Source organism: Streptomyces sp. NPDC003691, from assembly GCF_053981115.1.
In genome coordinates, this window is record NZ_JBSFNQ010000058.1 from 1 (window position 1) to 22,273 (window position 22,273).

Consider the following 22,273-nt stretch of genomic DNA (forward strand, 5'->3'; position numbering starts at 1 on the left):
CGGCGCGGTCTTCTACCTCGGCGCGGCCGGGTCGGTGGCGTACCTCTTCCGCGACTCGTACGAGGCCAAGCTCGCCCGCGGCGACCAGCCGAGCGGGAGCCCAGCAGGGCTGTCCGGGCGGGTCCCCGGCCCGACGAGACCGCCCGGCCGGGGCTCAGCCCGCCGTCGCGACGAGGCGCCGCAGCGAGGTGTGGGCGGGCGGCCCCCAGGTGGGCTTGCCGCCGGGGCGGCCGTGCACCCCGGCGTCCCCGATGAGGATGCCGCCGATGGCACGCAGTACGGCCCATCCCCGGGCGCGGCGCAGGGTCGCGGCGTCCGGGGACGGCCGGTACGCCGTATGGAAGCGGTCGGCAGTGCCCTCCGGCAGCAGGATCCAGACCGCGGCCAGATCGCAGGCGGGGTCGCCCGCGCAGAGGTCCCCGAAGTCGATCACGCCGCAGAGCGTGCCGTCGGCGGTGACGACGTTCGCCGGGTGGAGGTCGCCGTGGAGCCAGACGGGCGGGCCCGTCCACGCCGGTGCGGCCAGGGCGTCCTCCCAGACGGCGCGGACCGCGTCCGGGTCGGTGACCAGCCCCGGCTCCACGGCCGCGGCGAGGTGCTTCTCGAAGGACCCGGCATGCCCGGCCAGCGGACCGCCGCGCTCGCGGCCCTCGGGGGCCCCGGCGGGAGCGGGCCGGTGAAGCGCCGTCAGAAAGGCGGCCAGGGCATCGGCCGCCGCCGCGCCCCGGGTGACGGGGGCGCGGTCGGCCGGTTCGCCCGGCACCCAGGTGGTCACGGTCCAGGGCCGTGGAAAGAGCGCGGACGGCTCCCCGAGGCGCAGCGGGACGGGTGTCGGCAGCGGCAGGCCCGCGGCGAGACCGGGCAGCCAGGTGTGTTCCTTGCGCAGGAGTGCGTCGGCGGAGTCCGTCGCCCAGGGGAGCCGTACGGCCAGATCCGCGCCGAGCCGCCACAACTGGTTGTCCCAGCCGCGCGCCCCGAACTCCACGGGACGGTCCGCCAGATCGGGGTGCTGCTCCCGCAGCAGATCCCGGACCAGCTCCGCCGTGACGTCGATATCGGTGTGGTTCATGCGGATCAACCGTAGCCGGACGGCGGAATCCGCCCGGCCCGCGTGCCGCACGGCGGCCCCGGGGGCGCGTTCCGGGACGCTCCGGCTTCCGCTCGGGGGCGCCGCACCGGGCCGCGCACCCCTGACTGCGGTCCCGCTCGGGGCCGTCCGGCCCGGCGGCGGGGGAGTCCCGTCCAGGCTTCCGCCCTGGCCGAACCGCCTCCCGGGCTTCCGTACGGGCGAGGCTACGGGCGGCCCGCCGTGCCCGCCGTGCCCGCCGTGCCCGCCGTGCCCGCCGTGCCCGCCGTGCCCGTAGTGCACGGAGCGCGTGGGCCGGGCGGAACGCCCCGGACGCCCCCGGCCCCCGGAGGTCCCCCCGCCCGCGGCCGCCGCCGCATGGGCCCCGCGTGTGCAACGCACACACCGCATTTGTGAACGGCGCATGAACGAGACATGACATAAGTGACTGTCCGGCCGCGCCGCCCGGATGGAAATCTCTGTCACGCCACGGAGCGCCCGGCTGACGGCCGGCCCCCGCGGCCGGACCCCCGGGCGGCAGCCCGCACCGCACCGACGACCCGTGAAGGAGGCCAGGTGAATCCGGAGTACGGCGCTTACTGCCAGACGGACGGTGACTTCTACGACGCACCGCACCGCGCCGACGGCAGCGCGACCCCGGACGCCTCCTTCTTCGAGCCCGCCCGCGGCGCCGCCCCCGAGGGCTGGGAGACGCACCGCAGCGGCGACTGGCTGAACTTCCACCCCGCCGGTGCCGAACTCCCCGCCCAGGGCTGGAAGATCCATGTGTCGGCGGCCGCGGACAACGCCGCCTCGGTACTCCGCCGGGTCCACGAGCACTGCCTGGCCCACCGGGTCCCGCACAAGTTCGTCCCCTCCCCGCGCCTGCTCCACCTCCGCAACGCCAAGTACGCCGACCGTGCGGGCAGCGGCAAGTTCATCACCGTCTACCCTTCGTCGGACGCCGGCTTCGAGCGGCTCTGCGAGTCGCTGACCGCCATGCTCGAAGGGGAGCACGGACCGTATGTCCTGAGCGATCTCCGGCTCGGCGAAGGACCGGTCCACGTACGGTACGGAGCCTTCGCCGCCCGCTACTGCCTCGGCGCCGACGGCCGTCCCGTACCCGCCGTCGAGAACCCCGGGGGCACCCTCGTCCCCGACCCGCGCGGCCCCTCCCTGCGGATACCCGACTGGGTCACCCCGCCCGGCTTCCTCCGCCCGCATCTGGAGGCCCGCGCCGCGCTCGGCACCGCCGGGACCCCGTACCAGGTCGAGGCGGCCCTGCACTTCTCCAACGGCGGCGGGGTCTACCGTGCCCGCGACAGCCGCACCGGGGAGACCGTCGTCCTCAAGGAGGCCCGGCCCCACGCCGGACTCGCCGCCGACGGCGCCGACGCCGTCGCCCGGCTGGAGCGCGAGCGCACCGCCCTGGAACAGCTCGCCGGACTCGGCTGCGTCCCCGCCGTCCTTGCGGCCTTCGAACTGGGCGGCCACCACTTCCTGGCCCTGGAGCACATCGAGGGCACCACCCTCAACACCCTCCTCGCCCGCCGCTATCCCCTCTCCGCGCCGGACCCGGATCCCGCGGCCCTCGCCGAACACGCCGCCTGGGTGGAGCGCGTCCACGGCATGGTCGAGGAGGCGGTCGCCCGGGTCCACGAGCGCGGCCTGGTCTTCAGCGATCTGCACATGAACAACATCATGCTGAGCGACGACGAGTCCCGTGTTGTCCTCCTCGACTTCGAGGCCGCGTTCCCGGCCGCCGACGAGAACCGCCGGCAGACCGTCGCCAACCCGGCCTTCGTCGCCCCCGCCGACCGCACCGGCACCGGCATCGACCGCTACGCCCTGGCCTGTCTGCGGATCGCCCTCCTGGCGCCGCTGACCACGCTCTTCTTCATCGACCGGGGCCGCGCCCCCCGGATGGCCCGCGACACGGCCCGGCTGTTCGGCACCGACGAGGCCGCCCTCGTCCCCGCCGTCCGCGAAATCGTCCGCGGTATCCCCGGGGAACACGCGCCCGAACCCGCCGCCCCCGAACCCGCCGACTGGCCCCTGAGCCGGGACTCCATGGCCCGGGCGATCGCCGCCTCCTTCACCCCCGAACGCGAGGACCGCTGCTTCCCCGGCGACATCACCCAGTTCGCCACGCCCGTCGGGGGCCAGTGCTTCGGCACCGGCGCCGCCGGAGTCCTCCACGCCCTCCACGAGACCGGCGCACCGCCCTGTCCGGAGGCCGTGGAATGGCTGCTGACCCGGACCAAGAGCGTCGCGCCCGGCACCCCGCCCGGCTTCCACGACGGCCTCGCCGGCATCGCCTGGACCCTGAACCGGCTGGGCCACCACGACCGCGCCGCCGAACTCGCCCACCTCGTCGCCGAACAGCCCCTCGACCGCCTCGGCCCCGATCTCCACAGCGGCCAGGCCGGTCTTGCCCTCGCCTTCGGCGACCTGGCCCGCGACGCGTCCGGCGCGGACGCCACCGCGTTCGCCGCGGCGGCCGACCGCTGCGCCGGGTACGCCGCCCGGTCCCTGACCGAGGGCCGCCCCTCGCCCCGCAGCGGGCTGCTGCACGGCGCCACCGGCCTCGCGCTCCTCTTCGTACGGCGCTACGAGTCCACCGGCGATCCGGCCTTCCTCGAACTCGCCCGGACCGCGCTCGCCCGCGACCTCGACCGCTGCAAGCCCGGAAAATCGGGGGAGCTGATGGTCGTCGAGGGCAAACGGCTGATGCCCTACCTCGGCGCGGGCAGCGCCGGTATCGCCCTCGTCCTCGACGAGTACCTGGCCCATCGCCCCGACGAACGCTTCGAGGCCGCCCGGGAGAGCATCGCACCCGCCCTCCGCGCCGCGTTCTACGTACAGCCCGGGCTCTACCGCGGTGTCGCCGGGCTCGTTCTGCACCTCGCCCGCACCCCCGTGGGCGACCCGTCGGAACGGCGCCGCGCCATCGAGCGCCACGCCCGGCTCCTCGGCCTCCAGGCCACCCCCTACCGAGGCGAACTCGCCTTCCCCGGCGAGCAGATGATGCGCCGGTCCATGGACCTCGCCACCGGTACCGCCGGTGTCCTGCTCGCCCTCGGCACCGCGTACGGGGACACCCCCGCCGCCCTGCCGTTCCTCCCGCCGCGCCCGCGGCCCACAGACCGGCCCCAGCCAGGGGCCGCGCACCACCAACCGTCCCCACGATAAAGGAGTTTGTCATGGCGCTTCTCGACCTCCAGGCCCTTGAGATCACCGAGGACGAGGCCTTCGGCGACGTCGAGACGGGCAGCAACCTCAGCCTGACGTCCTGCGGCCACAACAGCCACCTGAGCCTGCTGGCCTGCTGACGCCCCTTCGGCGTACGGACCGGTTCCGGGGCTCCGGCCCCGGGACCGGTCCCGTCCGTTCGTCCGGCCGCGCCTCCTCCGGCCGGACCCCGCACACCGGAAGGACCGTCCGCATGACGAACCGCCGGGCCGCCGCCCACCGCGGCCGCGGGCCGCGCCGGAACCCGGCCGGGCCGGGCCCGTACCGGATCCGGCCGCGGTCATGACGGACGCGCACACCACCGCACCACCCGCCACCGTCCCGGCGGCGCCCGCCGCCTCGCCGTCCGCGCCGCCGCGGCCCGGCCGGGCCGGGCTGGCCGTCCTCGTCCTCTGCACCACCGCGGGCGCCCTCGCCGCCGTCGCCCTGCCCGCCGCCCTGGGCCGGACCCTGGACCTGGCGGTGACCGGAGACGGGGTCCCCTGGGCCGGACTGGCGCTCTGCGCCGCACTGACCGCCGCCGACGCGGGGCTCGACGCACTCGTCGCCCTCCTCGGCGGCACCAGCACCGCCGCCCGTACCGCCCGGCTGCGCACGGCGGCCCTCGGCCGCCTGCTGCGCGCGGCCCCCCGCGAGGCCGGCGCGCTGCCGCCCGGGGACCTCACCACCCGGGTCACCGCCAACGCCGCCGACGCGGCCTCCGTCCCCGTCACGGCCGCGGCCGCGGTGCCCGGGGCGCTGCTGCCGCTCGGCTCCGCCGCCGCGCTGCTCGTCATCGACCCGTGGACCGGCCTGGCCCTGCTCGCCGGACTGCCCGCCGCGGTCCTGCTGCTCCGTGTCCTCCTGCGGCGCAGTGCCGACGCCGCCGCCGACTACCAGCGCGAACAGGCCCTCGTCGCCGACCGGCTGACGGAGGCTCTCGACGGTATCGCCACCGTCCGCGCGGCCGGTACGGCGGCCCGCGAGCACGCCAGGATCACCGAACCCCTCGGCCGGCTCGCCGTCCACGGCCGCCGCACCTGGCGCATCCAGGGCACCGCCACCGGCCAGGCGGCCGTACTGATGCCGCTGCTCACCGTGGCGGTCCTCGCCGTCGCGGGCACCCGGCTCGCCGCGGGCGCCATCACCGTCGGCGAACTGCTGGCCGTCTCCCGGTACGCGGTCCTCGCCCTGGGCCTGGGCGCCCTCACCGGCACCCTGGGCGCCCTCGCCCGGGGCCGGGCCGCCGGGGCCCGGCTCGCCCCCCTCTTCGCCCTGCCGCCCGTACCGCACCGCTCGCTCACCCTGCCGCCCGGCGGGCCCGGCACCCTCGAACTCCGCGGTGTCGGCGTCGAGCGGGAGGGCCGGACCCTGCTGGCGGACATCACCCTCACCGTGCCCGGCGGCACCTCGACGGCCGTCGTCGGCCGCTCGGGCGCGGGGAAGTCCCTCCTCGCCGCCGTCGCGGGGCGGCTCGCCGACCCCGACACGGGGACCGTCGCCGTCGACGGGGTTCCGCTGGACGGCGCCGACCCCGAACGGCTGCGGCACGACGTCGCGTACGCCTTCGCCCGGCCCGCCCTGCTGGGCACCACCGTCGAGGACGCCGTCGCCCTCGGCCCCGGACGGCCGGGGCCGGACGCCGTCGGGAGGGCCCTGCGCGACGCCAGCGCCGACGGCTTCACCGCCCTGCTGCCCGCCGGGGCACGCACCCCACTGGCCGAAGCGCCCCTGTCCGGCGGCGAGTACCAGCGACTCGGCCTGGCCCGGGCCTTCGTCCGCGATGCCCGGCTGCTCGTCCTCGACGACGCCACCTCCAGCCTCGACACCGTCACCGAGGCCCGGATCCAGCAGGCCCTGGCCGCCCGCGCGGGCCGCTGCACCCGCCTGGTGGTCGCCCACCGCGCCGCCACGGCCGCCGCCGCGGACCAGGTCGCCTGGCTGGACGGCGGCAGACTGCGCGCCACCGGCACCCATACGGAGCTGTGGCAGGACCCCGAGTACCGGGCGGTCTTCACCGCCCCCGAACCGCCGCCGCCCCGCTCTTCCGGGGAGCCGTCATGAGCCCCGCCCCGCGGCCCGGAACACCCGGCCCCGTACCGGCGCCCGAGGCGCCCCGCGCCGAGCCGCCCCGGGAGCGCGCCGCCGTGCGCCGGGTCGCCGCCGAGGGGCTGCCCTTCCTGCGGGCCCGCACCCGGGTGCTCCGCGGGCTCCTCGGCTGGTCCCTGCTGGAGTTCGCGCAGACCTTCGCGGGCGGATACGCCGTGGCCCGCGCCCTCGACGACGGGTTCCTCGCCGGGGAGCGCGGCACCGGAGCGCTCTGGCTGGCCTTGGCCGCCGTCGCCGTCGTCCCCGCCTTCCTCGCCCAGCGCGGTGTCTTCGCGGGCCTGGCCGACCTCGTCGAACCCCTGCGGGACGGGCTCGTACGGCGCGCCACCGCGGTGGCCCTGACCGGCGAGCCGGGCTATCCGGCCGCGGGCACCGGAGCCGTCTCCCGGGTCACCCACCAGAGCGAGATCGCCCGCGACGGCTGGGCCGGACTGGTCCTGGCCCTCCGCGGCTTCGTCTTCACCTCCGCCGGGGCGCTCGCCGGGCTGGCCGCGCTCTCCCCGCTGCTGCTCGTCGTCGTCCTGCCGCCCCTGCTGCTGGGCATCGGGCTGTTCCTCGCCACCCTGGTCCCGATGGGCGCCCGGCAGCGCGACTACCTGGACGCCGACGAGACCTTCGCCGCGCACGCCGGACGGGCCACCGCCGCGCTGCGCGACATCGCGGCCACCGGCGCCGCCGGGCCGCTGACCGAACGCACCCGGGAGCTGGCCGAGGCGCAGACCACGGCCGCCCGCTCCCTCGCACGCTGGTCGGCGCTGCGAATCGTCGCACTGGCGATCGGCGAACGGCTGCCCCCGGTCCTGCTTCTGGCGGCCGCCCCGTGGCTGCTGGACCACGGGCTGACCACCGGCGGACTCATCGGCGCCTTCACCTATCTGACGACCTCCCTCGCCCCCGCCCTCAACTCCCTGCTGGCCGCCCTCGGCACGGCGGGCGGACGGCTCCTCGTCGTCCTCGACCGGTTCACCACCCGGGCCGTACTGCCCCCGGACCCGGCCGGGGACCACGGCGACAGGCGCCCCGCGCCCAGCGCCGTCCGCGCCGAACTGCGCCGGGTGTCCTTCGCGTACGGACCCGGTGCCCGTCCCGTCCTGGACCGGCTGGACCTCCGGCTGCACCCGGGCGACCATCTCGCGGTCGTCGGCCCCAGCGGCAGCGGCAAGTCCACCCTCGCCGCCGTACTCGCCGGAGTGGTACCGCCCACCGCGGGCGAGGTGCGCTGGCTGGGCCGGCCCGCCGGCGGACAGGAACCCACCGCCGTCCGCACCCTGCTGCCCCAGCAGCCGTACGTCTTCACCGGCACGCTCCGGGAGAACCTCCGCTATCTGCGGCCCGGCGCGCCCGACGGCGACCTGGCGGCCGCCGTCGCCGCGATCGGCCTCGACGCCCTGGCGGAACGCCTCGGCGGCCTGGACGCGCCCCTCGACCCCCGGCGGCTCTCCCAGGGGGAACGGCAGCTCGTCGCGCTGGGCCGGGCCCATGTGGCGACCGCGCCCCTGCTCGTACTCGACGAGGCGACCAGCCATCTCGACCCGGCGGCCGAGGCCCGCGCGGAGACCGCGCTCGCGGCCCGGGCCGACACCCTCGTCGTGGTCGCGCACCGGCTCTCGTCGGCCCGGCGCGCCGGGCGCGTCCTGGTGATGGACGGGACGCGCACCGAGGAGGGGACACCGGACGAACTGCTCACCCGCTCCGCGCTCTTCCGCGAGCTGACCGGCCGCTGGGCACCGGAGCCCGCCGAGCGGCCGGGGACCGCCGACGACACCCGGACGGTCCGCTCCGGCTGAGGCCCTCCGGCCCGGCCGGGGATCCGGCAGGCCCTCCGGCCCGCCGGCCGTACCGTGCCCGCGCTGTGCCCGGCCGGGAGCCGGACCGGGACCTTCCGGGCCGCTGCCCGCACAGTTCCCGGCCGAAGGCCGGGGCGGAACTCCCGGCGGGTGTCCGGCCGCGGCGTCGGGCCCGCCCGCTCAGAGCCAGCCGAAGTCCCGCGACAGCCGTATCGCGTCCAGCCGGTTGCGACCGCCCGTCTTCCGTATCGCGGCGGCCAGATAGTTGCGCACGGTACCGCTCGCCAGGTGCAGCGCACTGGCGATCGACGTCACCGATTCCCCTTCCGCGGCCAGCTCCAGCACCCGTAACTCTCTCGGGGAGAGCGGCACCTCCGAGGCGTTGAGCAGACCGAAGGCGAGCGACTCGTCGATATGCCGCCCGCCCGCCGCCACCTTGCCGACCGCGTCGCCGAGGCTGTCCACGGGGCCGAGCTTGTCGACGTACCCCATGGCCCCGGCGTCCCCGGCCCGGCGCAGATCACCCGCCCGGTCGGCCCGTGCCAGGACCACCAGCCCCGGACCGCACTCCTCGGCTCCGCGTAAGGACTCCATGAAGGTGAGTACCTCCATGGAGTGCGGACACTCCAGATCGGTGACGATCACATCGGGTGGACACTCCCGTACGGCGGTCCGCACGCCGCCCTTGTCCGTGGCGTGTACATGGAGGCCCTCGTCCTTGCTCAGCAGACAGGCCAGCGACGCCCGCCACAGTGACACCGCGTGGACCAGCAGAACCGTCGTCATGTGATGCTCCTCCACTTGTGACTTCGCATCCACAGCGCGGATGTACGACGCGCTGTGCGCCACTGTTCACCAGTTCAGCACGGTTGAAACGCGCACCACTGACGAAATGACTAATACGGCCCGGTGGCGCGTGAGCGGTGGCCGGAAAATACAGCCGGAATGTGACCCGCCGGTAGCAAATGGGGAGCGGGGGGCTTGCGGGGCGCCCGGGATGCCGGTGTCGGAAGGGGCCAAGTCCCGCTGCTGGTAGGAGAGTTGTGCACCGCGTGTGAAGGGTGCGATACGGGAGCGGCGGCGCGGCGCTGCTGGTGCGGGAACGCCGTCCGCCGGGCCGTTCGCCGCCCGTCGTCCTCTCGGGTACGGGCGGCGAACGGCCCGGCGGCGGGGTGTGCGGACCCCGGCCGGGCGGCGTGAAATCAGAGCCAGCCGGGCGCGACGAACAGCAGCCAGGTCACCGGCGGCGCCACGACGGCCATGCTGAAGCCCCAGACCATCAGCCGCCGGAAGACCGTCTCCCGGTCACCCTCCGTCACGCTCGCGGTGACCAGGGCTCCGCTGGTGGAGACCGGGGAGGAGTCCACCACCGAGGAGGAGATGGCCAGCGCGATGACCAGGCCGACCGCGCCCACCTCACCGGCCAGCAGGAACGGCACCGCCAGCGGGATCAGCGCCCCGAGGATGCCGGTCGTGGAGGCGAAGGCGGAGACCACGGCCCCGATGGCGCAGATCAGCAGCGCGCCCAGCAGCGGTGTGCCGATACCCGCCACCTCGGTGCCCAGATAGGCGATGGTGCCGATCCGCTCCATCATCGCCACAAAGGTCACGATGCCGCAGACCAGCAGGACCGTGGACCAGGCGCAGCGGTCCACGGCCCCCTTCGCCGACGCCGGGGAGAGCAGCGACAGCACCACCGTGACGGTCAGGGCGAGCAGCCCGACATGGAGGTCGAAGACCAGCGCCCCGAGGACCAGGGAGAGCAGCCCGGCCAGGGTCAGTATCCGTACCCCGTCGAGCCGCAGCTCCGGTTCGACGGCGGGCGCGGCCGGCGCGGGAGCCAGGGCGACACCGCCCCGGCCTCCGGAACTCCCGGCCGCCAGGGCGGTGCTCGCCGGGGAGGGGTCCGCCGAGGGGGCGGAGCCCGTACCGCCGCCCCCGGCGGGCGGGGGTACGGCCGGCCCCTCGTCGCCCACCCGGCGGCCCAGCAGCGACCGTCCGCCGAACAGCGCGAAGACCACCAGGCAGAGCAGTACGTTGAAGACGAACGAGGCGGCGAAGAGCAGGGTCGGGTTGCCGGGGATCCCGTTGCGGGAGACGACCCCGTTGGTGATGCTGCCGAAGACGCTGATGGGCGAGAATCCGCCCGCGCTGGCGCCGTTGATGATGAACAGGCCCATCAGTACCGGATTGATCCGGTGGCGGACGGCGAATCCGGCGCCGATGGGCGCGACGATGGCGACCGCGGCGGGCACCACGGCGCCCACGGCCGTGAGGGTGGCCGTGACCAGGAACAGCACCCAGGGGATCAGGGCGATCCGGCCCCGGACGGCCCGGGCGCTGGCCTGGACCAGCCAGTCCACGGTGCCGTTGTTCCGGGCGATGGCGAACAGGAAGGTGACACCGACCAGTACGACGAAGAGATCGCCGGGGAAGCCCCCGAAGATATCGTCCGCCGACTGGCCGAAGAAGAGTGATCCGGTGACGAAGGCGGCCACGATGGCCAGGGCCCCCATATGCACCGAGGTGACGGTGGCGACGGTGAAAACGCATGCCAGGGCAATGATGGCTAGGACGTGATCGGACACGAGGCTTCCTCGCCTTCGGTCGATGGCCGCTGCGGGTGACGGCACCGCCGGGCGTGCGGAGGCGCCCGAGGGGGATGGCGGTGCCGGGGGAGGGGCGGGCTGCGATGCGTTGTCCCCACGCATCGGCTAATTCCGCCATTTGGAACCTGAGTTCCGCGATGGGGAGTATGCAAGGCCCCGCGTCCCGGCCGAGTCAAGAGGTCCGACAGAGATTCCCCGCGGGATGTGTCTTCGCCGCCCGCGCTCGCCGCCCCGTCGCGCCCCGCCGTCCGGTCCGCCCTCCCGGCCCGTTGCCGGCCGCCGCCGGGCCGGACCCCGGTCCGCCGCACGGTCCGTCCGTCCCGGCCGGTTTCCCCTCGCCGGTGCCCCGGGCCGGGCCCTCCCGTCGGGGTCCGCCGCTGCCCGCCCGGGCCCGCCGCCCGTCAGTGCTCCGGCGGCCGCCCCAGCGCCCGGCTCACCGACCGGGCCGCCTCCCGGACCGCCGCGCCCAGGGCCGCCCGGGACTCCTCCGTCATCCGGCTGCTCGGAACATTGACGCTGATGCTCGCCACCGGAGCCCCCGAGGCGTCGACCACCGCCGAGGCCACCGCCGACACATCCGTACGCCACTCCCCGCCGTTGGTCGCGTACCCCCGCTCGCGGATCTCCGCCAGCTCGGCGCGGAACGCGGCGCCATCGGTGATCGACGCCCGGGTGAACCGTTCCAGCCCCTCCGCGATCAGCCGCTCCACCGCCGTCTCCGGGCCCGCCGCCAGCAGGGCCTTGCCGTTCGCCGAAGCGTGCGCGGGCAGCACATGGCCGAGCGGCAGCACGATCCGTACCGGCTTGCTGGTCTCCAGCCGTTCGATCAGCACCACCTTGCCGCCCTCCGGGACCGCCAGATGGACGGTCTCGTCCGTCCGTCGGCGCAGCTCCTCCATCACCGGCACCGCGATGTCGCGCAGCCCCAGCTCACCCGTGGCATGCCGCCCCACGTGCAGCGCCTTGGTGGTGACGGTCCATCGGGTGGGGGTCCCCGGAGCCGGCCGGATCCACCCCGCCTCGTGCAGCGTGACCAGGGCCCGCTGAACGGAACTCTTCGGCAGGGAAAGCGCCCGCGCCAGCTCGGCGACCCCCGCGGGCTGCCGCTCCGCGACCTCTTCGAGGGTGCGCAGCGCATTGAGAACGTTCTGCATGCATTGACTCCAGGGTCGGGTCGTGCCATTCTCCCCGTGCCATCACACGGTACACCGTGCCGCTACACGGCACAAGCCCTTTGGAGGAGTCCCTCCCATGACCGTTCGCACCGGCCGCCACTTCCTTCAGATCCCCGGCCCCACCAACGTCCCGGACCAGGTGCTCCGCGCCATGTCCGCCGCCACGATGGACCACCGGGGCCCCGAGTTCGCCGCCCTGACCACCCGTCTGCTGGAGGTGGTCAAGCCGGTCTTCGGCACCACCGCCCCCGTGGTCATCTACCCCTCCTCCGGCACCGGCGCCTGGGAAGCCGCCCTGGTCAACACCCTCAGCCCGGGGGACCGGGTGCTCTGTTTCGAGACCGGCCACTTCTCCACCCTCTGGGAGGAGATGGCCCGTTCCCTCGGCCTGGAGACGGAGATCGTCCCCGGCGACTGGCGGCACGGCGCCGACCCGGAGGAACTGGCCCGGCGCCTCGCCGACGACACCGGCCGCACCATCAAGGCGGTCTGCGTCGTCCACAACGAGACCTCCACCGGAGTCACCAGCCGGATCGGCGAGATCCGCCGGGCCCTCGACGCCGCGGACCACCCCGCCCTGCTGCTCGTCGACACCATCTCCTCACTGGGATCCATCGACTACCGCCACGACGAATGGGGCGTCGACGTCACGGTCTCCTGTTCGCAGAAGGGCCTGATGCTGCCGCCGGGACTAGGCTTCAACGCCGTCAGCGCCAAGGCGCTCGCCGCCCGCGAGAAGGCCGGACTGCCGCGCTCGTACTGGGACTGGATCCCGATCCTGGAGGCCAACCGCCGCGGCATGTTCCCGTACACCCCGGCCACCAACCTGCTCTACGGGCTGGCCGAGGCCGTCGAGATGCTGACCTCCGAGGGACTGTCCGAGGTGTACGCCCGGCACGCCCGGCACGCCGAGGCGACCCGGGCCGCCGTCCGGGGCTGGGGCCTGGAGGTCCTCTGCGCCGACGAGCGGGAGCACTCCGGTTCGCTCACCGCCGTCCTGCTGCCCGACGGCCACGACGCCGACAAGGTCCGCAAGATCGTGCTGGAACGCTTCGACATGTCGCTCGGCGCCGGACTCGGCAAGCTCTCCGGCAAGGTCTTCCGGATCGGCCACCTCGGCCACTTCAACGACCTCACCCTCGCCGGCACCCTCGCCGGTGTGCAGATGGGCCTCACCCTCGCCGGAGTCCCCGCCGACCCGGCCGGGCTCCCGGCCGCCCTGGAGGTGCTGAGCACCCCGTGACGCCCCGCCGCCCCACCGCATCCCCCCGGGAGCCCCGCACATGACGTCCGTCCACGAGACCCCCGGAGCCGTGCCCCCGGCTCCGGCCGCCGACGCCGCCGACCGCGATCTCGAAAACCGCCTGCGCCGTGAACTGGACGGCGAGGTCGCCTTCGACGACTACACCCGCCATCTCTTCTCCCGCGACGCCAGCATGTACGCGATCACCCCGCGCGGCGTCGTCTTCCCCCGGCACCAGGACGACGTCCGGGCCACCGTCGCCGCGGCGGCCGAGTACGGGATCCCCGTACTGCCCCGCGGCGCGGGCACCAGCCTGGCCGGCCAGACCGTCGGCCCCGGTCTCGTCCTCGACTTCTCCCGCCATATGAACCGGATCCTCGAACTCGACCCCGGTTCCCGTACCGCCCTGGTGGAACCCGGCGTCGTCCAGGACCGGCTCAACCGCGAAGCCGCCCCCCACGGGCTGATGTTCGGGCCCGACACCTCCACCAGCAACCGCGCCACCCTCGGCGGCATGATCGGCAACAACTCCGCGGGCAGCGGATCGGTCCGCCACGGCATGACCATCGACCATGTCCGCGCCCTCGACGTCGTGCTCTCCGACGCCACCACGGCCCGCTTCGAACCGGTCGACGAGGCCGAACGCGCCCGCCGCGCCGGACGCGCCACCCTCGAAGGCCGGATCTACCGCGAACTCCCCGAGATCGTCCGGGCCGACGCCGACGCGATCGCCGAGGGCTTCCCCCGGTTCTGGCGGCGCGCCTGCGGCTACCGGCTGGACCGGCTCGCCCGCGACGACACCCCCTTCGACCTGGCGAAGTTCGTCGTCGGCTCGGAAGGCACCCTGGTCATCGCCACCCGGGCACTCGTCGAGCTGGTGCCCAAACCCCGGCACACCGTGTTCGCCGTCGGGCACTTCACCTCGGTCGCCGGAGCCATCGGCGCCACCGAATCCGCCCTCTCCCTCGACCCGTCCGCCGTCGAGCTGATGGACCGCACCATCCTCGACCTGTCCCGCCGGAAGATCGAATACGCCTCCCTCGGCAACCTCCTCGAAGGCGAGCCCGAGGCCCTCCTCTTCACCGCCTTCACCGGCGACGACGAGGCCGAACTCAAGGACCGGCTGGGCCGGCTGACCGCCCTGTGGAAGGCCGAGGGCCACGGCTACCACACCCTCCAGGCCGTCACCCCGGCCGAACAGTCCGCCCTGCTGAAGGTGCGCAAAGCCGGACTCGGGCTGCTGATGGCGGCCGGCGAGGGCACCCGCCGCCCGCTGGCCTTCGTCGAGGACACCGCCGTCGACCCGGTCCACCTCGCCGAGTACACCGCCCGGTTCAAGGAGATCCTCGACACCCACGGACTGACCGCCGGGTTCTACGGCCACTGCTCCGTCGGCTGCCTCCATATCCGGCCCTTCCTCGACCTCACCGACCCCGGCCAGATCACGACCATGCGGACCGTCGCCGAGGAGATCAAAGACCTGGTCCGCGAGTACGGCGGGGTCAACTCCAGCGAGCACGGCGACGGACTCGCCCGCAGCGAGTTCAACCGGGAGATCTTCGGCGACACGCTCTACGAGGCCATGCGCCGGGTCAAACGCGTCTTCGACCCCGACAACCGGATGAACCCCGGCAAGATCGTCGACGCCCCCGCGATGACCGACCATCTGCGCGACCCCGCCCTGCCGCCCGCCGCGGACTTCCGCACCCGCCTCGACTTCGAGGTGCTCGGCGGTATGCGCGGCGCCGCCGACCGCTGTATGAACATCGGCCTCTGCCGCAAGAGCGGCACCGGCACCATGTGCCCCTCCTACATGGCCACCCGCAACGAGGAGGACTCCACTCGCGGCCGGGCCGGCGCCCTGGTCAAGGCGCTCTCGGAGCCCGACCCGCGCAAGGCCCTCGGCGACGAACGCCTCCACGAGGTGCTCGACCTCTGTCTGATGTGCAAGGCGTGCAAGAGCGAATGCCCCCTCGGCGTCGATATGGCCACCCTCAAGGCCGAAGCCCTCTCCCACCACCACGATCTGCACGGCACCCCGCTGCGCTCCCGGATCTTCGGCTCCATCCGCTTCCTCAACCGGCTGGGCTCCGCCACCGCGCCCCTGTCGAACCTGCCCGGCCGGATCGGCCCTGTACGGAAGCTGATGGACCGCCTGCTCGGGATCGCCCCGGCCCGGCCGCTGCCCCGGTTCGCCCGACGCAACCTCGTCCGCTGGTTCCGCCGTCACCGCCGGACCGCCGCCGTCGCCCCCGGCAGCCAGGGCGTCCTCACCTATCTCGCCGACTCCTTCACCACCTACACCGAACCGGAGATCGGCCGCGCCGCCATCGAACTGCTGGAGCGCGCCGGCTGGGACGTCCGGCTGGAGAGCGGCGGCTGCTGCGGCCGCTCCAGCCTCTCCAAGGGCCTCGTCGAGGACGCCGCGAACAAGGCGTTCGCCCTGGTCCACCTGCTCGCCGAGTCCACCCCGCCGGGCTCACCCGTCGTCGGCTGCGAACCCTCCTGTCTGATGACCCTGCGCGACGAACACCGCGCCCTGCTCCCCGGCGACTCCGCCGTGGAGGACATCGCGGGCCGGGTCCAGCAGGTCGAGGAGCTGGTGACGGCCGCCATCGACGACGGGAGGCTGACCCTCGGCGCCGACACCTGGCCCGCCGGGCGGCGCCTCCTCTACCACGGCCACTGCCATCAGAAGGCCGAGGTCGGCACCGCCGCCGCCGTCGAGATGCTGCGCCGTATCCCCGGCGCCGAGGTGGTCGAGGTGGACGCCGGATGCTGCGGGATGGCGGGCTCCTTCGGCTTCGAGTCGGAGCACTACGACGTCTCCCTGACCGTCGGCGAGGACCGGCTCTTCCCGGCGGTACGGGCCGAGGGCGACGACACGGTCATCGTCGCCACCGGGGTCTCCTGCCGGCAGCAGATCTTCCACGGCACCGAGCGCACCGCCTGGCATCCCGTCCAGCTGATCCGGGCCGCCCTGGAGTCCGGCGGCGGGGACCCCGCTCACTCCCCGGGCGCCTCCGCGGCCACCGACCGGGCCCAGCGGTAGTCCGCCTTGCCGCTGGGGGAGCGCCGGATCGCCTCCGCGATCACCAGCCCGCGGGGGATCTTGTATCCGGCGAGCCGGGTCCGGCAGTGCTCCCGGATCGCGTCCAGCGTGGGCGGCGGGACCCCGTCGCGCACCTGGACGACGGCCGCCACCCGGTGCCCCCACCGGGCGTCGGGCACCCCGGCGACCAGCACGTCGTAGATGTCCGGATGGGCCTTCAGCGCCTGCTCGACCTCCTCCGGATACACCTTCTCGCCGCCGGTGTTGATGCACTGGGAGCCCCGGCCGAGGACGGTCACCACCCCGTCCCCGTCCACCGTCGCCATATCGCCGAGCAGCACCCACCGCTCGCCGCCGCGCCGGAAGAAGGTCTCCGCGGTCTTGGCCGGGTCGTTGTAGTAGCCCAGCGGCACATGGCCGCGCTGCGCGATCCGGCCCGGCTCGCCCACCGCCACCGGCTCGTACGTCACCGGATCCACCACCATCGTCCGCTCGTTGACCCGGAGCCGGAAACCCCGCTCCGGCCCCGAGTCCTCGGTGGCCGTCCCGTTGAAACCCGACTCCGACGAACCGAAGTTGTTCAGCAGCAGCACCCGCGGAGCCAGCGCCGCGAACTCCGCCCGTACCGTCTCCGACATGATCGCGCCGGACGAGGAGACGCTGAACAGCGACGACAGGTCCGTGCCCGCCAGCGGCCCGGACAGCGCGTCGATCAGCGGCCGGAGCATCGCGTCGCCGACCAGCGACACCGTACTGATCCGCTCCCGCTCCACCGTACGCAGCACCTCCTCGGCCGAGAACCGGCGGTGCAGCACCACCCGCTGCCCGAAGTTGAAGGCGATGAAAGCGGTGAGGGTGGAGGTGCCGTGCATCAGCGGGGGAGTGGGGAAGAAGCTCAGCCCGTCGCCGCCGGCCGCCACCCGCTCGGCCAGCTCCGCCGGCCGGCTCACCGGCACCCCCGTCGGCGCGCCGCCGCCGAGCCCCGAGAAGAACAGGTCCTCCTGCCGCCACATCACCCCCTTGGGCAGCCCGGTCGTGCCCCCGGTGTAGATGATGAACAGATCGTCCGCCGACCGCGCGGCGAACCCGCGCTCCGGCGACGCGGCGGCCGTCGCCGCCGCGAACCCCACCGCCCCCGGTACGGCGTCCGCCTCCCGGGCCGGCTCCCCGACCCGCAGCAGATGCCGCAGCTTCTCCGCCCGCGGCAGCGCGCCCGCCACCCGCGCCCCGAACTCGGCGTCGTAGACCAGGGCCGCGAGATCCGCGTCCCGGTAGAGATAGGCCAGCTCCTCCGCCACATACCGGTAGTTGACGTTCACCGGCACGATCCGGGCCTTCAGCGCCCCCAGCACGGTCTGGAGGTACTCCACCCCGTTGTAGAGGTGCAGTCCGATGTGCTCGCCGGGCCGGATGCCCGCCCCGGCCAGATGGTGCGCCACCCGGTTGGCGGCGGCGTCCAGTTCCGCGTACGTCAGCCTGCGCTCCGCCCCGGTCCCGGGGTGGTCCAGAAAGACCAGCGCCTCCCGCTCCGGCACCACGTCCACGACGGACTCGAACAGGTCGGCAAGGTTGTACTCCACCGCTCCTCCTGACCCCGGGCGAGGCCCGCCCGGCGCGGCGGACCGGTTCCGGGCGGCCCGCCCGGACGGGTACGCGCCCCGGCGCCCGGGACAGACGCCGGGACGCGTACCGGAAGGCCCCGGCGGTCCCGGCCCCGTCCGGCCGGACGCCCGGCGAGGCGCTCAGGCGGTCATTAGAGCGTCCGCCGCCGGAACTGGGAAGGGGCGGCACCGAATTATCTGACTAGCTGTCAGAAAACTATTGAACCGGCCGCCGCGCTGCTGCAACCTGTTCCCCGGTCCACGACGGGAGGCCCGCGGATGGCACTGCACGGCGACACACCGCAGCACGCGAACGGCACCGGAAACGGCCCCGGAGACAGCACCGGCTCCGGCGCCGGCCCCGGTCTCGGCACCGAGCATCTGACCGTGACCCGCGAGGGCGCCACCCTCGTCCTCACCCTCGACCGCCCCGCAGCGCGGAACGCCCTCTCCCTGCCCATGCTCGTCGGCCTGTACGACGCCTGGCTGGCCGCCGACGCCGACGACTCCGTCCGCTCGGTCGTCCTCACCGGCGCGGGCGGCGCCTTCTGCGCGGGCATGGACCTCAAGGCCCTCGCGGGCGGCGGCATAGCCGGACCCGAGTACCGGGACCGGCTGACAGCCGACCCCGACCTGCACTGGAAGGCGATGCTCCGCCACCACCGCCCCCGCAAACCGGTGATCGCCGCCGTCGAGGGGCCCTGTGTCGCGGGCGGCACCGAGATCCTCCAGGGCACCGATATCCGGATCGCCGGGGAGAGCGCCGTCTTCGGCCTCTTCGAGGTCCGCCGCGGCCTCTTCCCCATCGGCGGCTCGACGGTACGCCTCCCGCGCCAGATCCCCCGCACCCACGCCCTGGAGATGCTCCTCACCGGCCGCCCCTACAGCGCCGCCGAAGCCCGGGACATCGGGCTGATCGGCCGGGTCGTCCCCGACGGCACCGCCCTCGCCGCGGCCCTGGCCACCGCCGCCGCCGTCAACGCCTGCGGCCCGCTCGCCGTCGAGGCGGTCAAGGCGTCCGTCTACGAGACCGCGGAACTCCCCGAATCCGAGGCGCTCGCCGCCGAGCTGGCCCGCGGCACACCCGTCTTCGCCACCGAGGACGCCGCGGAGGGCGCCCGCGCCTTCGCCGAGAAGCGCGACCCCGTCTACCGCCGCCGCTGACCGCCCGACCTCCTGTGGAGCCCGTATGACCACCGTGCCCGGGACGTCCGGGGCGAGCCCCCCGACCGCGTCCTTCACCGTCGAGTTCCCCTTCACCCGCTCCCTCGGCCCCGTCCAGAGCGCCTTCCTCACCGGACTGCGCGAACGCGTCGTCCTCGGCGTGCGCACCAGCGGCTCCGGGATCCTCGTCCCGCCCGTCGAATACGACCCCGCCACCGCCGCGGAACTGCGTGAACTGGTCCAGGTCGGCACCACCGGCACCGTCACCAGCTGGGCCTGGAATCCGCACCCCCGCCCCCGCCAGCCCCTCACCACCCCCTTCGCCTGGGTCCTGGTCCGGCTCGACGGCGCCGACACCGCGCTCCTCCATGTCCTCGACGTCCCCGGCCCCGGAGCCGTCCGCACCGGTATGCGGGTCCGGATCCGCTGGGCCGCCGAACGCACCGGCGCCATCACCGACATCGCCTGCTTCGAACCCGCCCCCGGCGGCACCGCACCGGCCCGCCCCGCCGCCCGCCACCACGACGGGGCCTTCGACGCCCCCGTCACCGGCATCGTCACCCCCGCCCGCCTCGACTACACCCACACCCCCGGCCGCGCCCAGACCCGCTACCTCCGGGCCCTCGAAGAGCAGCGGATCACCGGCGAACGCTGCCCCTCCTGCCGCCAGGTCTACGTCCCGCCCCGCGGCGCCTGCCCCACCTGCGGCATCGCCACCGCCGAACAGGTCACCGTCGGCCCCCGCGGCACCGTCACCACCTTCTGCATCGTCAACATCAAGGCCCGCAACCTCGATATCGAGGTGCCGTACGTCTACGCCCATATCGCCCTCGACGGCGCCGGCCTCGCCCTCCACGGACGTATCGGCGGCATCCCCTACGACGAGGTGCGGATGGGCCTCCGGGTGGAACCCGTCTGGACCCCCGGCGCCCGCCACCCCGACCACTACCGGCCCGCCGGTGAGCCCGACGCCCCCTACGACACCTACCGGGAGCTGCTGTGACGCCACCACCCGGCACCGCCCCCGTCGCCGTCGTCGCCTTCGCCCAGACCGTCCACCGGCGCCGCGCCGACGACGTCTCCGAGGCCGAGATGCTGATGCCCGTCCTCCACGAGGTCCTGGCCGCCACCGGACTGCGCACCGGCGACATCGGATTCACCTGCTCCGGCTCCGCCGACTACCTCGCGGGCCGGCCCTTCTCCTTCACCCTCGCCCTCGACGCCGTCGGCGCCTGGCCCCCGATCTCCGAATCCCATGTCGAGACCGACGGCGCCTGGGCCTTCTACGAGGCCTGGGTGAAGCTCCTCACCGGCGAGACCGACACCGCCCTCGTCTACGCGTACGGCACCTCCTCCGCCGGTGAACCGAGAGACATCCTCAGCCGCCAGCTGGACCCCTACTACACCGCTCCCCTCTGGCCCGACTCCGTCGCCCTGGCCGCCCTCCAGGCCCGGGCCCTCATCGACGCCGGGCACACCAGCGGCCCGGAACTCGCCGCCGTCGCCGCCCGCAGCCGCGCGGACGCCGCGGCCAATCCGTACGCCCAGCTCCGCGGCACCGTCTCCCACGGCGACCCCGTCGTCCACCCCCTGCACACCGGGGACTGCCCGCCCGTCGGCGACGGCGCCGCCGCCCTGGTCCTGGCCACAGGCGACCGGGCCCGCGCCCTCTGCGCCCGGCCGGCCTGGATCACCGGTGCGGACCACCGCACCGAGGCCCATGCCCTCGGCGTCCGCGACCTCACCGACTCGCCCTCCACCCGGCTCGCCGCCGCACACGCCGGAGCCCATGACCGCGCCCTCGACCTCGCTGAACTCCACGCCCCCTTCACCTCCCAGGAAGTGGTGCTGCGCCGCGCCCTCGACCTCGACCCGAGAGTGAGGGTCAACCCGTCCGGCGGAGCCCTCGCCGCCAATCCCCTGATGGCCGCCGGACTCGTCCGGATCGGCGAGGCCGCCGCCGCGATCCACCGCGGCGAGGCCCGCCGGGCCCTGGCCCATGCCACCTCCGGCCCCTGCCTCCAGCAGAACCTGGTCACCGTCCTGGAAGGGGACGCCTGATGCCCGGGGCGGCGAAGGAACCCGTCGCCGTCGTCGGCGTCGGCCAGACCAGGCACACCGCGGCCCGCCGCGACGTCTCCCTCGCCGGACTGGTCCGCGAAGCCGCCGTCCGCGCCCTCGACGACGCCGGACTGACCTGGGCGGACATCGACGCCGTCGTCATCGGCAAGGCCCCCGACTTCTTCGAGGGCGTGATGATGCCCGAGCTGTACCTCGCCGACGCCCTCGGCGCCGTCGGCAAACCCCTGATGCGGGTGCACACCGCGGGCTCCGTCGGCGGCTCCACCGCCCTGGTCGCCGCCCAGCTCGTCGCCGCCCGGGTCCACCCGACCGTACTGACCGTCGCCTTCGAGAAGCAGTCCGAGTCCAACGCCATGTGGGGCCTCTCGCTGCCCGTACCGTTCCAGCAGCCGCTGCTCGCCGGGGCGGGCGGCTTCTTCGCCCCCCATGTCCGCGCCTATATCCGGCGCAGCGGCGCCCCGCCGACCACCGGAACCCTGGTCGCCTACAAGGACCGGCGCAACGCCCTGAAGAACCCGTACGCCCATCTCCGCGAACACGACATCACCCTGGAGAAGGTCCGTACATCCCCCATGCTGTGGGACCCCGTCCGCTACTCCGAGACCTGCCCCTCCTCCGACGGCGCCTGCGCCATGGTGCTCACCGGCCGCGCGGGCGCCGCCCGCGCCCCGCGCCCCCCGGCCTGGCTGCACGGCGGTGCCATGCGCAGCGAGCCGACGCTCTTCGCGGGCAAGGACTTCGTCTCGCCCCGGGCCGGGCGGGACTGCGCGGCCGACGTCTACCGGCAGGCCGGGATCACCGACCCCCGCCGTCAGATCGACACCGCCGAGCTGTACGTCCCCTTCTCCTGGTACGAGCCGATGTGGCTGGAGAACCTGGGCTTCGCCGCCGAGGGCGAGGGCTGGAAGCTCACCGAGTCCGGCGCCACCGCCCTCGACGGCGAGCTTCCGGTCAATCCGTCCGGCGGGGTCCTGTCCACCAACCCCATCGGGGCCTCCGGGATGATCCGTTTCGCCGAGGCGGCGCAGCAGGTACGCGGCGCCGCGGGCGAACACCAGGTCGACGGGGCCCGCCGGGCGCTGGGCCACGCCTACGGAGGCGGGTCCCAGTTCTTCGCGATGTGGCTGGTGGGCGCGGAACCCCCGGACCGCTGA

General features: G+C 74.5%; 15 protein-coding genes. 10 read left to right on the plus strand and 5 right to left on the minus strand.

Translation table 11 applies throughout. From position 1 onward, the window contains the following. Positions 1-154: 154 nt before the first annotated feature. Positions 155-1,069, minus strand: coding sequence for an aminoglycoside phosphotransferase family protein (locus ACWDR0_RS24400; protein ID WP_456353886.1), 915 nt, complete (start codon positions 1,067-1,069; stop codon positions 155-157). 573 nt (positions 1,070-1,642) lie between these two features. On the opposite strand from ACWDR0_RS24400, the gene lanKC reads away from it, so the two are divergent. The 4 genes from lanKC to ACWDR0_RS24420 all read left to right on the plus strand — a co-directional run bounded on the left by lanKC (position 1,643) and on the right by ACWDR0_RS24420 (position 8,193). Continuing rightward, positions 1,643-4,258: a class III lanthionine synthetase LanKC gene (gene lanKC, locus ACWDR0_RS24405; protein WP_456353887.1), complete on the plus strand. Its 2,616-nt coding sequence runs from the start codon at positions 1,643-1,645 to the stop codon at positions 4,256-4,258. An 11-nt stretch (positions 4,259-4,269) separates the two neighbouring features. After that, a complete protein-coding gene (locus ACWDR0_RS24410; protein WP_040912782.1) occupies positions 4,270-4,398 on the plus strand; it encodes a SapB/AmfS family lanthipeptide in 129 nt (42 codons plus the stop codon). A gap of 202 nt (positions 4,399-4,600) precedes the next feature. After that, positions 4,601-6,361, plus strand: coding sequence for an ATP-binding cassette domain-containing protein (locus tag ACWDR0_RS24415; RefSeq protein ID WP_456353888.1), 1,761 nt, complete (start codon positions 4,601-4,603; stop codon positions 6,359-6,361). Further along, positions 6,358-8,193, plus strand: coding sequence for an ATP-binding cassette domain-containing protein (locus tag ACWDR0_RS24420; RefSeq protein ID WP_456353889.1), 1,836 nt, complete (start codon positions 6,358-6,360; stop codon positions 8,191-8,193). The genes ACWDR0_RS24415 and ACWDR0_RS24420 overlap by 4 nt, the downstream gene beginning before the upstream one ends. Before the next feature lie 180 nt (positions 8,194-8,373). Here ACWDR0_RS24420 and ACWDR0_RS24425 read toward each other — a convergent pair whose 3' ends face one another. From ACWDR0_RS24425 to ACWDR0_RS24435, 3 genes are all read right to left on the minus strand, one after another. After that, positions 8,374-8,979, minus strand: a complete 606-nt coding sequence (locus ACWDR0_RS24425; protein ID WP_456353890.1) for a response regulator transcription factor — start codon at positions 8,977-8,979, stop codon at positions 8,374-8,376. 416 nt (positions 8,980-9,395) lie between these two features. Continuing rightward, a complete protein-coding gene (locus ACWDR0_RS24430) occupies positions 9,396-10,781 on the minus strand; it encodes an SLC13 family permease (protein ID WP_456353891.1) in 1,386 nt (461 codons plus the stop codon). 422 nt (positions 10,782-11,203) lie between these two features. Beyond that, entirely contained in the window at positions 11,204-11,956 is a 753-nt protein-coding gene (locus ACWDR0_RS24435; RefSeq protein WP_456353892.1) for an IclR family transcriptional regulator, read from the minus strand. Between the two features lie 97 nt (positions 11,957-12,053). Here ACWDR0_RS24435 and ACWDR0_RS24440 point away from each other — a divergent pair, with 97 nt between their 5' ends. Together ACWDR0_RS24440 and ACWDR0_RS24445 are read left to right on the plus strand one after the other, a co-directional pair. After that, positions 12,054-13,220 carry a pyridoxal-phosphate-dependent aminotransferase family protein gene (locus ACWDR0_RS24440; protein WP_456353893.1) on the plus strand — a complete coding sequence of 389 codons (1,167 nt, stop codon included), beginning with the start codon at positions 12,054-12,056 and terminating at the stop codon, positions 13,218-13,220. Between the two features lie 40 nt (positions 13,221-13,260). After that, the gene (locus ACWDR0_RS24445) at positions 13,261-16,272 is read left to right on the plus strand and encodes an FAD-binding and (Fe-S)-binding domain-containing protein (protein ID WP_456353894.1); all 3,012 of its coding nucleotides are present in this window, start codon (positions 13,261-13,263) and stop codon (positions 16,270-16,272) included. On the opposite strand, the gene ACWDR0_RS24450 is transcribed toward ACWDR0_RS24445, so the two are convergent. Next, entirely contained in the window at positions 16,227-17,852 is a 1,626-nt protein-coding gene (locus ACWDR0_RS24450) for an acyl-CoA synthetase (protein WP_456353895.1), read from the minus strand. The genes ACWDR0_RS24445 and ACWDR0_RS24450 overlap by 46 nt on opposite strands. A gap of 300 nt (positions 17,853-18,152) precedes the next feature. Between ACWDR0_RS24450 and ACWDR0_RS24455 the strand changes: the two genes are divergently transcribed. Genes ACWDR0_RS24455 through ACWDR0_RS24470 form a run of 4 tightly spaced genes read left to right on the plus strand, consistent with a single transcriptional unit; the run spans position 18,153 to position 22,273 of the window. Beyond that, positions 18,153-19,037 carry a crotonase/enoyl-CoA hydratase family protein gene (locus tag ACWDR0_RS24455; protein ID WP_456353896.1) on the plus strand — a complete coding sequence of 295 codons (885 nt, stop codon included), beginning with the start codon at positions 18,153-18,155 and terminating at the stop codon, positions 19,035-19,037. A 25-nt stretch (positions 19,038-19,062) separates the two neighbouring features. Further along, positions 19,063-20,040: a Zn-ribbon domain-containing OB-fold protein gene (locus ACWDR0_RS24460; RefSeq protein WP_456353897.1), complete on the plus strand. Its 978-nt coding sequence runs from the start codon at positions 19,063-19,065 to the stop codon at positions 20,038-20,040. Then, positions 20,037-21,098 (plus strand): thiolase domain-containing protein, encoded by a 1,062-nt coding sequence (locus tag ACWDR0_RS24465; protein ID WP_456353898.1) that lies wholly within the window; start codon positions 20,037-20,039, stop codon positions 21,096-21,098. The genes ACWDR0_RS24460 and ACWDR0_RS24465 overlap by 4 nt, the downstream gene beginning before the upstream one ends. Then, a complete protein-coding gene (locus ACWDR0_RS24470) occupies positions 21,098-22,273 on the plus strand; it encodes a thiolase domain-containing protein (RefSeq protein ID WP_456353899.1) in 1,176 nt (391 codons plus the stop codon). Before ACWDR0_RS24465 ends, ACWDR0_RS24470 begins: the two co-directional genes overlap by 1 nt.